13 protein-coding genes are annotated in these 13,856 nt (G+C 71.4%); 6 read left to right on the top strand and 7 right to left on the bottom strand.

Annotated features, from left to right (window positions below):
* Nucleotides 1-15: 15 nt before the first annotated feature.
* The 5 genes from ABKA17_RS44280 to ABKA17_RS44260 are packed head-to-tail and all read left to right on the top strand — an operon-like array spanning nt 16 to nt 4,988.
* Nucleotides 16-231 carry a hypothetical protein gene (locus ABKA17_RS44280; protein WP_353698109.1) on the top strand — a complete coding sequence of 72 codons (216 nt, stop codon included), beginning with the start codon at nt 16-18 and terminating at the stop codon, nt 229-231.
* On the top strand, nt 231-659 hold the full coding sequence (locus ABKA17_RS44275) for a TadE/TadG family type IV pilus assembly protein (protein WP_353698108.1): 429 nt from the start codon (nt 231-233) through the stop codon (nt 657-659). Before ABKA17_RS44280 ends, ABKA17_RS44275 begins: the two co-directional genes overlap by 1 nt.
* A complete protein-coding gene (locus tag ABKA17_RS44270; protein ID WP_502994541.1) occupies nt 656-1,114 on the top strand; it encodes a TadE/TadG family type IV pilus assembly protein in 459 nt (152 codons plus the stop codon). The genes ABKA17_RS44275 and ABKA17_RS44270 overlap by 4 nt, the downstream gene beginning before the upstream one ends.
* A 5-nt stretch (nt 1,115-1,119) precedes the next feature.
* Nucleotides 1,120-1,572 carry a pilus assembly protein TadG-related protein gene (locus ABKA17_RS44265; RefSeq protein WP_353698106.1) on the top strand — a complete coding sequence of 151 codons (453 nt, stop codon included), beginning with the start codon at nt 1,120-1,122 and terminating at the stop codon, nt 1,570-1,572.
* Nucleotides 1,572-4,988, top strand: coding sequence for a hypothetical protein (locus ABKA17_RS44260; RefSeq protein WP_353698105.1), 3,417 nt, complete (start codon nt 1,572-1,574; stop codon nt 4,986-4,988). The genes ABKA17_RS44265 and ABKA17_RS44260 overlap by 1 nt, the downstream gene beginning before the upstream one ends.
* A 115-nt stretch (nt 4,989-5,103) precedes the next feature.
* On the opposite strand, the gene ABKA17_RS44255 is transcribed toward ABKA17_RS44260, so the two are convergent.
* From ABKA17_RS44255 to ABKA17_RS44225, 7 genes are read right to left on the bottom strand one after another with little or no spacing between them, the layout of a single operon-like run.
* The gene (locus ABKA17_RS44255) at nt 5,104-5,580 is read right to left on the bottom strand and encodes an NUDIX hydrolase (RefSeq protein WP_353698104.1); all 477 of its coding nucleotides are present in this window, start codon (nt 5,578-5,580) and stop codon (nt 5,104-5,106) included.
* 30 nt (nt 5,581-5,610) lie between these two features.
* Nucleotides 5,611-7,230 (bottom strand): carbamoyltransferase family protein, encoded by a 1,620-nt coding sequence (locus ABKA17_RS44250; protein WP_353698103.1) that lies wholly within the window; start codon nt 7,228-7,230, stop codon nt 5,611-5,613.
* Entirely contained in the window at nt 7,230-8,096 is an 867-nt protein-coding gene (locus ABKA17_RS44245; protein ID WP_353698102.1) for an AAA family ATPase, read from the bottom strand. The genes ABKA17_RS44250 and ABKA17_RS44245 overlap by 1 nt, the downstream gene beginning before the upstream one ends.
* A gap of 2 nt (nt 8,097-8,098) precedes the next feature.
* Nucleotides 8,099-9,133 (bottom strand): Gfo/Idh/MocA family protein, encoded by a 1,035-nt coding sequence (locus ABKA17_RS44240; protein WP_353698101.1) that lies wholly within the window; start codon nt 9,131-9,133, stop codon nt 8,099-8,101.
* Nucleotides 9,130-10,035 (bottom strand): sugar phosphate isomerase/epimerase family protein, encoded by a 906-nt coding sequence (locus ABKA17_RS44235; RefSeq protein ID WP_353698100.1) that lies wholly within the window; start codon nt 10,033-10,035, stop codon nt 9,130-9,132. The genes ABKA17_RS44240 and ABKA17_RS44235 overlap by 4 nt, the downstream gene beginning before the upstream one ends.
* Nucleotides 10,032-11,276 carry a methionine adenosyltransferase gene (locus tag ABKA17_RS44230; protein ID WP_353698099.1) on the bottom strand — a complete coding sequence of 415 codons (1,245 nt, stop codon included), beginning with the start codon at nt 11,274-11,276 and terminating at the stop codon, nt 10,032-10,034. Before ABKA17_RS44230 ends, ABKA17_RS44235 begins: the two co-directional genes overlap by 4 nt.
* Complete coding sequence (locus tag ABKA17_RS44225; protein ID WP_353698098.1) at nt 11,267-12,256, bottom strand: glycosyltransferase family 2 protein; 990 nt, start codon at nt 12,254-12,256, stop codon at nt 11,267-11,269. The genes ABKA17_RS44230 and ABKA17_RS44225 overlap by 10 nt, the downstream gene beginning before the upstream one ends.
* A 186-nt stretch (nt 12,257-12,442) precedes the next feature.
* Here ABKA17_RS44225 and ABKA17_RS44220 point away from each other — a divergent pair, with 186 nt between their 5' ends.
* The gene (locus ABKA17_RS44220; protein WP_353698097.1) at nt 12,443-13,822 is read left to right on the top strand and encodes an NsdA family TPR-like regulatory protein; all 1,380 of its coding nucleotides are present in this window, start codon (nt 12,443-12,445) and stop codon (nt 13,820-13,822) included.
* Nucleotides 13,823-13,856: the final 34 nt, after the last annotated feature.

The following is a 13,856-nucleotide window of genomic DNA, read 5'->3' as shown; positions in this document are numbered from 1 at the left end:
TGGAGGAGCACTCCGATGAAGTACCTGGCAGTCCGTAGCTACCGTGCCGTCCGCTTGCTGACCGAGCGTCTGGAAGAGGGTCTGGCCGAGCTGAACCGGCGCCCTGACCGGGGGGATATCAGCATCACGACCGTCATCATCTGGGTGGCCGTCGTCGGCGGCGCCGTACTCATCGCCGGAACCATCGCCATCGTGATCAACAAGTACAACACCAGCCTGAGCGGCATCTGATGCCTGGCGGCGACCGGCTCCACGCCTGGTGGCGCGGGCGAAGATGGCACGAGGACCGCGGGGATGCCTCCCTCCAGATGGCGATCCTCTACCCGTTTGTCCTGCTGGCCACGATCGCCGTCATCCAGGCATCCATGTGGTACTACGCCCGCTCCATCGCCCTGACCGCGGCCCGGGAGGGCTTGACCGCCGCCCGCGCGTATGAGGCCTCGCCCGCCGACGGCACCGCCAAGGCGCAGGAGGTCCTGGGGAGGGCGGCGGGCGACAGCCTGCTCGGCTACAGCGTCTCCACTGCCGGCAGCACTGCAGAACGCGTGCGCGTCGAGGTCTCAGGCACGGCGCAGTCGATGATCCCGGGCGTGGCAGGACTGCAGGTCAAGCAGGCGGCGTCTGGGGCCGTGGAACGGTGGACGGTGCCGGGTCAATGAACGCGCTGCGACGCAGGGTCTGTTGGGTGCGCCAGGGCAGGGGGGACGAGGGCAGTGTGGCGATCGAGGCTGCCATCATCGTCCCGCTGCTGGTGATGTTTCTGTGCTTGGCGATCGCGGGCGGCCGGATCGTCACCTCTGGGGCAAAGATCGACGCAGCGGCGGAAGACGCCGCCCGGGAGGCGTCCATCCACCGCACCGTGGCCGCCGCCCAGGACGCCGCGCATACCGCGGCCGCCGAAACCCTCAGCGATCAGGGCATCAGATGCGCCTCCACCAGTGTGGCCGTGGACGCCGGAGGACTGGCCGTACCGGTCGGTCAGGTCGCCACCGTCACCGTGACGGTGACCTGCACGGTCACCCTCTCGGACCTGCTGCTGCCGGTCCCGGGAAGCCGCACCCTCACCTCGACTGCCACCTCGGTCGTGGATCAGTACCGCCAGCGGGAGGGCTGATGAGGATGAGCGCCCAACGCCGGGCCCGGCAAACGCCGTTCGATGACAGGGGTGGCGTGACCGTGTTCGTCGCGGTGTGCGTCATCGCGCTGATCGGCATCATCGGTGTCGCGGTCGACGGAGGCAGCAGGATGCGCGCCCTCGAGCGCGCCGACTTCGTCGCGGGTGAGGCCGCCCGGGCCGGCGGGCAGGCCATCGACCCCGCCCAGGCCATCCCCGGTGAGGCCATCGTCGTGGATCCGCAGGACGCGGTGGCCGCAGCCCGCGCCTACCTCGCCTCCGCCGGAGCCACCGGCACCGTCACCGTGTCCGGGGACGGCACCACCCTCACGGTCGACGTCGCCGACGCCTACGACACCCACTTCCTCTCCGCCGTCGGGATCGGCTCGCTGCCAGTGAACGGCCATGGCGAGGCCACTCTCTTGTACGGCGTGAACGCACCCGAAGGAAACACCTGATGGGCACCACCCCCTCCCCCGCCACCACGGCAGGCCGCCGCGTGGTTCGTGGGGTCACGGCCGTGCTGAGCCTGCTGGTCCTGGCCGGCGCGGTCGTGGGGCTGCCGCTGTTGCTGGCCTGGGCCACGCCCGTGCTGTGGGAGGCCGGACGCGACGACCTCGCGCACCTCCTCGACCGGCAGGACACCGGCTCGGCAGCCTTGCTACTCATCACCTGCATTGGCTGGATCGGATGGGCGCAGTTCACGTACTGCACGGTGCGCGAGTTGTTCGCGCAGCTGCGTGGCCGGACCTGGCATGCGCCACGCGGCATGGGCTCCTCCCAGCGGGCCGCGGCGCTGCTGATCGGCAGCATTCTGGTGCTGCTGCCCACCAGTTCAGCGCTGGCCTCCGACGCGCAGGCCGCCCCTGCCGCTTCGGCGGCCCGCGTGCCCGCACCAGCCCAGGCCGGGCACGACGCCGGAGCCGACAGGGCGTCCACGGCGACGGCCGGGCGTACGGGCTCCCCGACGTACACAGTGCGCCAGATGCGGCCTGCGGAAAGCCTGTGGAGCATCGCCGAGCAGGAACTGGGCGACGGCGATAAGTGGCGTCAGATCGCCGCCCTGAATGAGGGCCACACCATGGGCGATGGCCTGGTGTTCCGCTCCAACGGGTTTCTGCAGCCCGGCTGGCAGCTGAAAATGCCCGCCTCCTACAGCCCTGCGGGAGGCGTCCACACGCAGCTCGACCAGGCTGCTCCGGCGGCCGACGAGCCTGCGCAGGTGGAAGTCGTCGAGCCGGGCGACTCCCTGTCCACCATCGCCGCCCAGGAGCTCGAGGACGGCAACCGGTGGCCGGAGCTCTTCGCAGCGAGCAAGGATCAGCCGCAGCCGGACGGCCTGCCGGCCATTACCGACCCCGACGTGATCTATCCGGGCCAGCACGTCACGGTGCCCTCCACCGCCACGCCGGACGCCCCGCCACCGGCGAGCGATCAACCAGGCAAGGACGAGCAGGACTCCGAGCAGCCCGCGCCCGCCCCCGACGATGAGCACCGGCCCGGGCACGACGACGCCCGGGAGGCGCAGCCACCGGCGCCCAGCCCCTCCGCCACCCCAACACCAGAGCCTTCTGCCTCCAGCAGCCCGCCGGCCGAGCGCCCCGGGCCAGACCACGAGCAGGGCGCCCCGCCCCCAGCCGGCCCTACGGTTCCTGGGCCGAGCAGCAGCGGTGCGCCCTCGACCGCCTCTCCCCCGGCGTCACCCGAGGTATCCGCCTCCGATGCGTCTTCCTCAGGCGCGGCGCCCACGCCCGAGTCGGCTCCAGCTAGCAGTTCGCTGAACCTGCGCGTCGTGCTGGGCGCCGGCGCACTGCTGGCAGCCTCTATCACCGGGGCGCTCGCCCTGCGCAGGACGCTGCAGCGCCGCCGCCGTAGGCCCGGCGAGAAGATCGCCATCGCGCCGGAAACGTCCACAGCCGAGGCCCAGTTGACGGCCGCTGCCGAGGCGGGCGGCGCCGTCCGTCTGGACCTTGCCCTGCGCACCCTGGCGCACCACCTGCCCGCCGACACCGCCGCGCCGGGGCTGCCGCAGCTGCGGGCAGCTCGGATCGGCACGCACACCATCGACGTCCTGCCCGAGGACCTCGCCCAGCAGCCGATGACGCCGTTCGTGTCCGGGACAGCGGGGTGGTGGGCCCTGCCCGACGACGCCGACCTCCTGGACAAGGAAGCCGCGCGCGACGTGCCCGCCCCCTACCCGGGGCTGGTCACCATCGGCAGCACAGACACGGGTGACCTGCTGCTCCTCAACCTCGCCGCTCTGCCCGCCCTGCTGCTGGACGGCAGCGCGGTGCACATCACCGAGGTCTGCACCTCCCTCGCCCTCGAGCTGGGCATGAGCCCGTGGGCCAGCGCCGTCGAAATCGTCACCGTGGGATTCGGCGACGACCTGCCGCAGCTGCTGCCGACCGCGCGGATCGCCCACATGCGCCACCCCGTGCACGCGCTGCGCGACCTGAGCGAGCGATTGCTGGAAGCACACCAGATGCCCGACACCCAGGACCAGCCCTACCTGCTGCTGTGCGCGTCCGCGCTGGACGCGGACACGTCGTGGCGGTTCGCCGATCTCATCGACAAGGCCGGCCCGGTCCCCGTCACCCTGATCGCCCCGGCATCCTCGGCCGCCGCGCACTTCCCCGACGCCGAGATCCTCAACGCCTCACTCAACATCCCGCAGCAACTCGGCTGCGTCGGCACCGACATCACCGTGCAGCGCCTGGAACACGCCGCCTACCAGCAGATCACCACCGCACTCGCAGTGTCGGGACAGCCCGCCCAGCCCGCCGAGGGCCCCTGGCGGGATGTCCCGGACGAACCCGGCCAGCTGCCCCAGCCCGCGCCCGCCGCTGTCGAAGTCCCCGTTTCGCAGACCGCTTCGGATACCAGCTCTACTGGTGGGGTTTTCGCGGCCCTGGTCGCTGCCAGTGCCGATCCTTCCGGGCTGCGTCTGCTGCCTGCGGCGTCACCTTCAGCCGGCGACGAGTCTGCGCCGAATACCGAAGGAACCCCGCCGACGGCTACCGAGCCGGCTTCCGGCGCAGCGGCCGCTGGGAACGACGACGACCAGGACAGCGCCGGGAACGGTGAGGAGTCGGCGGCCGCGGAGGGCACGGCGCATGACCTGCGCGCGCCGGAGATCCGTGTGCTGGGGCCGGTCGAGGTGGACGGCGTTGCTGCCTCTGGGCATGGTCCGCGCAGCAGCCAGCTCGCCGCGTTGTTGTATTTCCGGCCGGGTCGCTCCGCTGACGTGCTGTGCACCGACATGAACCCGCTCAACCCCTGGAGTGTGAACACCCTCAACACGCGGCTGCGAGGCCTGCGTGGCGCCCTGGGAAGGGACCCCTCTGGCAATCCCTACGTTCTGCGGCGTAGCACCGGCGAGGACCCCTACCGCCTGGCCCCCGCGGTGCGGTGCGACTGGACCAGGTTCCTCCAGCTCGCCGAACACGCGCTGCCCCAGGGACCAGCCGGTGTGCCGGACTTGGAAAAGGCCCTCAGCCTGGTACGGGGCAGGCCGTTCGGCGGTAACCCCCTGCCCTGGGCCGAGCCCTTCCAGCAGGAGATGATCACGAGGATCATCGACGTCGCGCACGCGGTGGCCACCCACCGCACCCCTCCTGGCCCGCATCACGATCTCAGCGCGGCCCGGCGAGCCGTCGTGATCGGCCTCGGTGCCGACGACAGCGCCGAGTTGCTCTACCGAGACCTGATGCGTATCGAGCACGCGGCCGGGAACCGGTCCGGCCTGCACACCGCCATCACCCGGATCCAGCAGATCAACAGGACACTGGACTGCGATCTTGAGACGGCCACGGAGCAGTTGATCAACGACCTTCTGCACGGCACCGGAAGGGACCAACGCAAAGCCCTCTAGGCACGTGCGCGGGAGACACTGGGCGCTCTACCAGTCGGTGTCGACGTCACGGGATTCGGCCGGGCTAGTTCTCAGTCACGCCCGCAGTCTGCTCCCCGCGCCGAGCGGGGAACACTCATCCGTTCAGGACGACAGGCCGCAGGGGTGCACCGTTTTTGAGGACGTTGGTGACCAGGTCGGCAAGACCGAGCGGATAGACCGTCTCGGTCGTGGCGCGCAGTTCGGCGAGGGTCCACCAGCGGTGCTCGCGGATGTTGTCGGGCTGCGTGGCGCCAGCCGGGTCGACGTCGGCCGCGGAGATGCGGGTGAGGAAGTACTTCTCCACCTGGCGGACCTCGCGTCCGCCGACCAGGTGATCCTTGCTGCGCTCCGCGAGCTGTGCGCCCAGCTCGACCGCCTTGTCGTCGACGCCGAGTTCTTCGCGCAGCTCACGGAGCGTTGCCGTGGCGTGGTCCTCTCCGTCTTCCAGGGAGCCGCCGGGGGTGGCCCAGAAGCCGCCGTTCTCGTCGTAGCGCAGCAGCAGGACGCGGTCGTCAGCGTCGAGGACGATGGCGCGGGCGGCTTCCCTCAGCGGCGGAGTGGAGGTCGTCATGTCCTCCAGTGTGGCAGCCCTCGACCGGGGTCAGGACCGCTCGACCAGGTATTCGCCAATGCACGCCGCGTCCAGGTCGCATGCCTGGAATGTGGCAAGCGCGTGGGCGGGAGTCTCGACGATGGGCTCGCGGTCGTTATAGCTGGTGTTCAGGACGACGGGCACTCCGGTGAGCTGGGAGAAGTGCTCGATCAGCGCACCGTAGGCGGGTGCGACGGCAGGATCGACGGTCTGCACGCGCGCGGTTCCGTCGACGTGCACGACTCCGGCGATCTTGTCGGCATGGTCGGGGCGGACAGGCGGGGCGAGCAGCATGAACGGGCTGGGCACGTCCAGGTCGAACCATGTGCTCGCGTGGTCGGCGAGGACGGCCGGCGCGAATGGCCTGAACGGTTCCCGGTGCTTGATCCTCTCGTTGAGGGCGTCGGAGCTGTCACGGGTGCGGGGATCAGCGAGGATGCTGCGCGCGCCCAGCGCGCGGGGCCCGAGCTCGCTGCCGCCCTGGAACCAGCCGATGATCTTCCCGTCGGCGATCATCTGGGCGGCCGTACGGGCGATGTCGCTCTCGCGCCGCCATGTGAAGGGCGTATGGCGGCGTTCGACGAGACCGGAGCGGGGATCGCGGTGCAGGGCCTGTTCGATCTCCTGACTGCTGTAGTCGCGGCCGAAGTAGTCGCTGTGCAGGGGACGTTGGGGGAGGTTGCCGGTGAGGCGGTGCCAGGCGTAGAGCGCGCAGCCGAGGGCCTGGCCGCGGTCGGATGCGGCGGGCGGGGCGAAATATCCTCGGACCGCGGGCAGGCGACGGATCTTGTCGGCGGCGACGCAGTTGAGGGCGACCCCACCCGCGAAGCACAAGTTGGGCAGGCCGGTCGTGGCGATCGTCTGCGTGGCGAGCGCGCACAGGGCGCGTTCGGTCTGGGTCTGTACGTAGGCGGCCGCGTTGGCAGCGAGGTCGTCTTGGCCGAGGCTGCCGTACGGACCGAAGTCGAAGCCGGTGCGCCTGGCGAGGTCGGCGACTCCGGGAGCGTGGGTGCGGGTGAGCCGTCCGTGGACCTGGGTGTCGACGACGTCGAACAGCGGGGCGAGGTAGAGGCCCGGATCGCCGTACGAGGCGAGCGCCATGGTCTTGCCGGCTTCCTGCTCGTGCCAGCCGAAGTGGTTGGTGAAGGCCTCGTATGTCGCGCCGATCCCGCCCGCCCGGGGCCTGGCGGGCGGATTGCCGCCCAGACGCTCGATCCCGTCGGGGGTGGCGGCGTAGTAGGTCTCGGTGTCGTTGTTGTTGCCGCCGCCGTCGACGACCAGCACGGTCGCCTCCTCGTACGGGCTGAGGCAGTAGGCGGTGTAGGCGTGGCTGAGGTGGTGGTCGACCGGGAGGATCCGCTCGCGGTCGATGCCGAGGTGCGCCAGGCCGGTCTCGGTCCGGGTGGGTGGGGTGCGTCCGATGCCGCTGACGGCGACCAGGTCGACGTCGGCGAGGGTGAGACCGGCCGCGCGCAGGCAGTACAGGAGGGATGCCTCGAAGCCGGGGCTGTAGCGGGTGCGGTTGAGGCGTTCCTCGCCGATCGCGACCATCACGGTGTCGGTGATCAGGGCGGCGCCGCCGTCGTGACCGAGGTTGATGCCGACGACGCAGGGGGTGGTGCGGCTCATCAGGCGGCCCTCCAGTCGGGGGCGGCGAGCGGGTTCCACAGCCGGGTGTGTCCGGCCTCATCGCGGTGCAGGGCGCCGAGCTGGCAGAGCTGGACGGTGCCGCCGCGGTGGTCGATCGCCGGGGTGAAGGGGTGGCCGAGGGCTTCCAGTCCGCCGAGCTGGGTGTAGGCGTGGGCGAACTGCTCGTCCAGCGGTGGCCGCGGGGCGGGGACGGTTTGGGAGGTGAGGCGCCGCGCGGTCTGGTCGAGTCCTGCGTCCGTGAGTAGGCCGGCGACCTGGGCGAGGACCGCTTCCGGTGTGGCGCCGTCGGTGTTGATGATCGCGGGTGGGGTCGGGCACAGCGTGGGGGCGATCTCGGTGTAGAAGGTGTGCAGCCGCTCCAGTAAGCCTTCGTCGAACCACTGCTTCCACCTGGGCAGTTCGGCGACGTTCCCGCGGCGGGTCAGGCTCTGGTCGGGGCTGACCAGGAGGATCACGGTGAGGACCGCTGCGGGGAGTTCGGGAGCGATGCGGCGGGCGTAGAAGTCACGCGCGACCGTGTAGGGCAGGGAGTCCTCGGCGTGGGTGGCGTAGCAGTAGGCCAGGGCGCCGAGGTGGTTGCGGTCGGCGATGAGCAGGCGGGTTGCCTCGTCGGTGACCAGGCGGCGCATGGCGCGGGCTTTGTCGAGTTCGTGCCGCAGGAACCACAGGGTGTGTCCGGCCGGGCTGGGGTGCACGGGCGCGGCAAGTCCGGTGGCGAGGCGGGCGTTGGGCTCGGTGATCCACATCGCGTCGTCGCCGAGGGCGCACGCCATGCGGGCGAGCAGGGAGGTCTTGCCCGCTCCGGGCGGGCCGTCCAGAACCAGTACGGGAGCGTCGTGGGCCACGATCAGGCGTCCTTCCGTGTGCGGGCGTGGGGGCGGGCGAGGCCTGCCAGGGCCAGGGCGAGGTCCTCGACGCGTAGCGCGAGGTCGGCGCTGGTCGGCAGGTCGGCGGGGTGCTGCCCGGACAGGCGGGCGTTGACGGACGCCCACATGGCGGCGAACGGGTTGCCGAAGCCGCTGGTGGTGCCGTCGGTGGTGGTGAGCTGGGTGGTGGCGGCCGGCTCGTAGGGGCGGGCGAAGTCGATGGTGGCGGCCGCGTCTGCGTCGGCGAGGTGGATCTGCTCGCGGAAGACCCCGGCCGGTGTCGCGCCGATGACCAGGGTGAACGGCTCCCCCGCGGGTCCGTGCAGGAGTGCGTGGACGGATTGCCCGGCCTGATCGAGGGTGCACGTGGTGGCGGTGGTGCCGGGGACGGCCAGCACGAGTGCGGTCAGCAGGTGGTAGCCCTGCCACAGCAGAATCTGCAGGGCCCTCACCTGGTGCTCATCGAGGTGGTCGGGGACGGGCTGCGGTGGGTCGTCGGCGAACGTGTACGGCGTGAAGGAGGGCGGGAGCAGGCGGCGGCGCGCGGCTTCGTCGACGCCGTCGGCCTTGACCAGCCATCCGCCGGCGGGTTCGGGCACGTGGGCGAGGGCCGCGTGCAGCGCCGGGTCGTGGGCGCGCATCGCGCCGACTTCCAGCAGCAGCCTGGCGTCCCGGGCCCGCTCGACGAGCTTGCGGGTGCGGACGATGTCCAGGCAGACGGGTTTCTCGGTGACGACGTGGACGCCGGCGTCGAGGGCCTCCTCGATGAGGTCCTCGTGCACGCCGGTGAGGATGACCAGCACGTCGGCGTCGGCCAGGAGGTCGCCCACCCGGGTTGCGGTGCGGGGAATGGCGAAGTGCTGCTGTGCGGTGCGGGCCCGCTCCGGGTCTCGGTCGGTGACGGCGATCACGTCGAACGCGGCGGAGGCCTTGAGTAGCGGGAGGTGGAGTCCGAAGGCGGCGGCGCCGCATCCGGCGACCGCGAGCCGACAGGGGCGGACGGTGGTGGGGGTCATCGGGATGCCTCCGCGAGGGTGAAGCAGCGGGTGGCCGCGTGGTGGGACAGGCGGGCGATCTCGCCGGCGGGCAGCGCCCGCAGCTCAGGGTTGAACAACTCCACGCTCACCGGCCCGGCGTACCCGGCCTGGTCCAGGGCGTCGGCGAGGACCGGCCAGGCCAGCCCCCCGTCGCCGGGGAACAGGCGGTGGCTGTCGGTGAGTTCGCCGATCGCGTGGTGGGCCGGGGTGTCGGCGATCTGAACGTGCGTGATGCGGTCCGGGCCGAGCAGGGTGATGTGGCCGGGGTCGGCGCCGGCGGCCGCCCAGTGGAAGGAGTCCACCAGCACACCAGCGTTGTCTGCGGCGGTCTCGTCCAGCAGCTCGGCGAGCCGGGGCAGGCTGTCGAGAACCGGGTGCGGGCCGTCCAGCTCGGGCGGCAGCCCGGTGTGGATGCTGACGGCCTCGACGGCGAGCCGCACACCGTGCACGCCGGCAGCGGCGGCGAGCTCGGCGATCCGCTTCCGGGCGACGGCCCGCGCCTCGCGGGTGTCCAGCGAGGAGCGAGGGTTGAGGACGGTCGTGGCCACCGTGCAGCCAAGAGCGGCCATGGCCTCCAGCCGGCCGTCCAGGCCGTCCAGGCAGGTGCGGTAGGTGTCCGGGTCGACCAGCAGCGGGGCGGGCAGGACGGGCCCGGCGGGCAGGATGCCGCTCACGGCCGCCACGCTCACCCCCATCTCCTGCAGCAACTCCCGTAAGGGGGTAGTGCCGTAGGCCTGGGCCTGCTGGATGGAGACCTCGACCGTGGCGAATCCGGCGCCCGCGGCCAGGGCCAGGAACGGCGGGAGCGGGATGCCGGAGAGCGTGGCCGGGTTGAGGCAGGGCACGAACGGCCCGGCGGCATCCGTGCGGGGCGCGGTCATGCCGTGGCCAGCTTTCCGTCCAGCAGCTGCTCGCGCAGCGTGCCCAGGTCCGCCATCACTTCGCCGATCACCCGCCGCACCGCGGCCCTGCCAAGGGGGTGGGGGCCAGAGGTCTGCACGATCGCCTGCCAGGGGTCGGTCAGGTCCCGGCCGGACTGGGAGACGAGCACGACCGCACAGTCCCGGCCGGTCTCCTCGTGCAGGCGGCGGGCTGCCTCGGCGGCTGCCAGGTTGTACAGCTTGCCGACGTGGTAGACGGGGTTCTTGCCGGAAACGCCCTCGGCGGACCAGGGCCGCAGCATGCTGATCAGACCGCCTGCGCGGTTGCCGCGTCCGACGACGCCTTCGTCGCCGGACTCGATCGACGAGCCCGTCGCCGTCAGATACAGCTCCGGGCGGGTGTCGTCGTCGCGGGTATTGATGGCCACCGTCACGTGGTGCTCGGGTGCCATCGTCGACGCGAGGTGGGTGATCAGGTCGCGGGCCTGGGTTCGGCGGGCGATGTAGGTGTCCAGGTCCGCCGTCTCCCGGGCGATCTGCGGAACGCAGGCCGTCAGCTGCACGCTCGTACCGTGCCGAACGACCATGAGCTTGATGTCGGTGCCGTAGTAGGGGTGTTCGGCGCGGAACGCCTCGCCGGTGAGCTGCTCCTCGACGCCGAGGGCGAGCTGCTCGGCGATGCCCAGCGGCCAGTAGGCGACGCCGGCTGAGGTGTCGTTGGAGAACAGTCGGTGGCGTTCGGCGAGGTCGTCCAGGGTGCGCGGGGCGAACCATCGCTGGCGGGAGGCCTCGCGCTGGGCGGCTTCCGGGGCGTGGACGGCGCCGGGGCTGGAGGCCTGCGTCAGCCGCGGCCGCACGTCGACCCACCGCGAGGTGTCGAGCAGCGGGAGCGCGCTCGCGAGATAGTCGCGCGCGGCGGTGGTGACGATGTCGGTGACCGGGATGGTGTGGTCGCCGAGGGCGGCGGTGATGCGCCCGTTGACCAGGACCTGGATGGGTGCGGTGAGTTCGCCGTGGCCGAAGCGGACGTCGGCGGCTCCGCCGAGCAGGGACGTCTTGTCCGTGTTGTGGTGCAGGATCGCGCCGAACTCCTCGAGGCAGTAGCGGCTGTAGGCGCGGGAGATCGCCTCGGCCACGCCGTCGGCGAGGGTGTCGGGATGACCGGCGCCCTTGCGCTCGACGACCTCGGCGCCCAACGGGGCGGAGGCGGCAGGCAGGCCGATGGTGGTGATCACGTCCATGCGGGGGACTCCTTTGTCGGGGCGTGCTGGGCCAGGGCGATGGGGCGGCGGCCGAGCAGGCGCAGCCGTCCGCGTTCGAGGTGGTAGGCGCCGATCCGGGCGAGGTCGCGGGCGCCTTCGACGGCGCGGGCACGGTCCAGGAACGTCCACCCGGCGGCGAGGTTGATGACGGCGGCGTGCACCGCGTCGCGGCCGGCCTGGATCGCGGCGGGCTCAACGATCACGCTCAGGTGCATCCGGGCAACGCACACGCCGTGCCCGGCGCCCTGGCGCAGGAAGTACTTGAGGGTGGTCTCCGGGCGGTGCACGGGATGGGAGGCGACGGCGGCCGGCTCGATGAGGATCCGGTGGCCGGCCTGGCGGGCCCGGTCGATGAACTCCAGGTCCTCGCAGTCGCCCATCCACCGCCCGCGGCGCCCGAGATCGGTACGGAACAGGCCGATGTCGAGAGCGGTCTGGCGGTGGAAGAGGAGGTTGCAGCCGGTGACCCAGTACGGCCACACGGCCAGTTCCCGTCCCTCGGGCCAGTCCACCGCGCCGTGGCACTCGCGCAGCGCCTTCGTCAACGCCGTGGCCTGGCCGCCCGGATAGGTGACATGGGTGCGGCCGCCGACCGCGAACACCTTCTCTTCCTCGATCGCGGTGACGAGGGCCTCAAGCCAGCCGGGTTCGGGAGTGATGTCGGGGTCGGTGATGGCGACGTACTGGCCGCGGGCCGCGCAGATCCCGCGGTTGCGGCCAGCACTCAGACCAGGGGTCGGCTCGTACAGCACCCGCACGGGAAACGGCCAGCCGCCGTCGCGGACCGCTTCCGCAATCGGCCGCACGGGCCCGGGCAGGTCGTTGTCCACCACGATCGCTTCCAACTGCCCTCTCGACAGCGTCTGCTGGGCCAGGGCGCCCAGCAGGTTCCGTACGTGCCGGGTGTTGCCGCGGGCGCTGACGACCACGGAGACCAGCGGCGGTTTCGGATCGGACATGGGCACTCCCTCCTCGCTCGGAGATCAGGGGGGTCTGCCGTTCATGTCACCGCCCGCACCCCGCCGCCGGGAAGAAAAAGGCTGTTGCGGAGGTGTTGCGGACCATGCGCCGAAGTTCTCCACGGCACGTGCCCGACTGGCTACTGTGACGGGGCATCAGGGAGTGCGTGTGGAGGGGAACCCACGATGTCCGACCAGCTGTTACCTCATCCACTGGCCGCTCTGCGCGCCGAACTCGGGCTAACCGGCGAGGGATACCTCGACCGCCTCGACGACGTGCACTGCGCCCTCGGCTACGGCCGGATGGCCAAGAGCCGGCAGAAGGTCTCCCGCTGGGAGAACCGCGTCAACTCCCCCGAGATGCCCGCCCAATACGCCATGGCCCGCCTCCACGGCATCCCCCGCGAGGACGTCACCGAGCTCGGCTGGCCGGATTTCCTGCTGCGCGCCTTCCCCGATGACCGATCCGTTCTCGACAGCCCCTGGACCCTGGCGGGTACCGTGGCAGCAGTAGCCGCTGCCACCGGGGGAGGCTCCATGCAGGACCGACGGGCATTTCTCATCGCCAGCGGAGCCGCATTGACCGGCCTGGCGACGAGCTGGAGCCTCGCACTCACCGAACCAACCGAAGCCCTACCCGCTGTCTCGGCCGGCACCGCGCCCGCAAACCCCCGCCTCACCCAGGCGCTGCTGGACACCCTGGAGCAGCGCCTGGACGACCTGCGCCGCCTCGACGACGTCCTCGGTGGCGCCCGGCTTCGCCAGACAGCCGTCGCCGAGTACGACCTCCTCGAGGGGCTCGCCCAGCAGACCGGGCAGCACGGGCCGCTCGAACACCGGCTGCTGTCCCTGCTCGCCGAGTCCGCCCGGATGTGCGGCTGGCTCCAGTTCGACTCCGGACGTCACGCCCGCGCCCAGCGCTTCTACGTCACCTCACTGCGCGCCTCCGCGAGCGCCGGCGACCCCCAGGTCGGCGCCAACACCCTTGCCTTCATGGCGATCCAGGTCTACTCCGAGGGCAACCCCCAAGACGCCATCTCCCTGGTCCGCACCGCCCAGGACACCACCATGCGACGCTCCACCCCGCGCGTGAAGTCGATGCTCCACGCCCGTGCCGCCCGGGCCCTGTCCAAGACCGGCGACCGCACCGGATGCTGGCGGGAGCTGGACGCAGCACGGACCGAACACGCCCGCGGCCCCCACGACGACGACCCTTCATGGTCGTACTGGCTCAACCCGGGCGAGATCGAGATGCTCGCCGGATCCTGCGCACTCGATCTCGACGACCCCCGCCGCGCCCTGACCCACTTCGAGCAGGCGCGCCATGTCCAGTACTCGGCCGACGGATACGCACGCGACCACGTCCTCTACCTCACCCGAACCGCCCGCGCCCACCTCCGGCTGGGTGACCTGGACGCCGCCTGCGCCGCTGCAACGGACGCCTTCACACAGAACGCCACCCTCAACTCCTCCCGCCCGTCGGACGCGCTCGACGACCTGCGAGACGAGCTGGCTGCCCACCGGAACGCCGGGCCCGTGCAGGACTTCCTGCAGCTAAGCGCGTAGGCGGAACATGTCCTGCCAGAGCACACCTTGAGGG

The sequence above is a fragment of the Streptomyces sp. RG80 genome (assembly GCF_040446465.1).
Classification (GTDB): Bacteria; Actinomycetota; Actinomycetes; order Streptomycetales; family Streptomycetaceae; genus Streptomyces.
The sequence above is the reverse complement of the archived record's forward strand: the minus strand, read 5'-3'. Positions and strand labels throughout refer to the sequence as shown.

Coding starts and splice junctions, on each gene's coding strand:
- ABKA17_RS44280 (WP_353698109.1), top strand. CDS start 16: ATGAAGTACCTGGCAGTCCGTAGCTACCGTGCCGTCCGCTTGCTGACC.
- ABKA17_RS44275 (WP_353698108.1), top strand. CDS start 231: ATGCCTGGCGGCGACCGGCTCCACGCCTGGTGGCGCGGGCGAAGATGG.
- ABKA17_RS44270 (WP_502994541.1), top strand. CDS start 656: ATGAACGCGCTGCGACGCAGGGTCTGTTGGGTGCGCCAGGGCAGGGGG.
- ABKA17_RS44265 (WP_353698106.1), top strand. CDS start 1,120: ATGAGCGCCCAACGCCGGGCCCGGCAAACGCCGTTCGATGACAGGGGT.
- ABKA17_RS44260 (WP_353698105.1), top strand. CDS start 1,572: ATGGGCACCACCCCCTCCCCCGCCACCACGGCAGGCCGCCGCGTGGTT.
- ABKA17_RS44255 (WP_353698104.1), bottom strand. CDS start 5,580: ATGACGACCTCCACTCCGCCGCTGAGGGAAGCCGCCCGCGCCATCGTC.
- ABKA17_RS44250 (WP_353698103.1), bottom strand. CDS start 7,230: ATGAGCCGCACCACCCCCTGCGTCGTCGGCATCAACCTCGGTCACGAC.
- ABKA17_RS44240 (WP_353698101.1), bottom strand. CDS start 9,133: ATGACCCCCACCACCGTCCGCCCCTGTCGGCTCGCGGTCGCCGGATGC.
- ABKA17_RS44235 (WP_353698100.1), bottom strand. CDS start 10,035: ATGACCGCGCCCCGCACGGATGCCGCCGGGCCGTTCGTGCCCTGCCTC.
- ABKA17_RS44230 (WP_353698099.1), bottom strand. CDS start 11,276: ATGGACGTGATCACCACCATCGGCCTGCCTGCCGCCTCCGCCCCGTTG.
- ABKA17_RS44225 (WP_353698098.1), bottom strand. CDS start 12,256: ATGTCCGATCCGAAACCGCCGCTGGTCTCCGTGGTCGTCAGCGCCCGC.
- ABKA17_RS44220 (WP_353698097.1), top strand. CDS start 12,443: ATGTCCGACCAGCTGTTACCTCATCCACTGGCCGCTCTGCGCGCCGAA.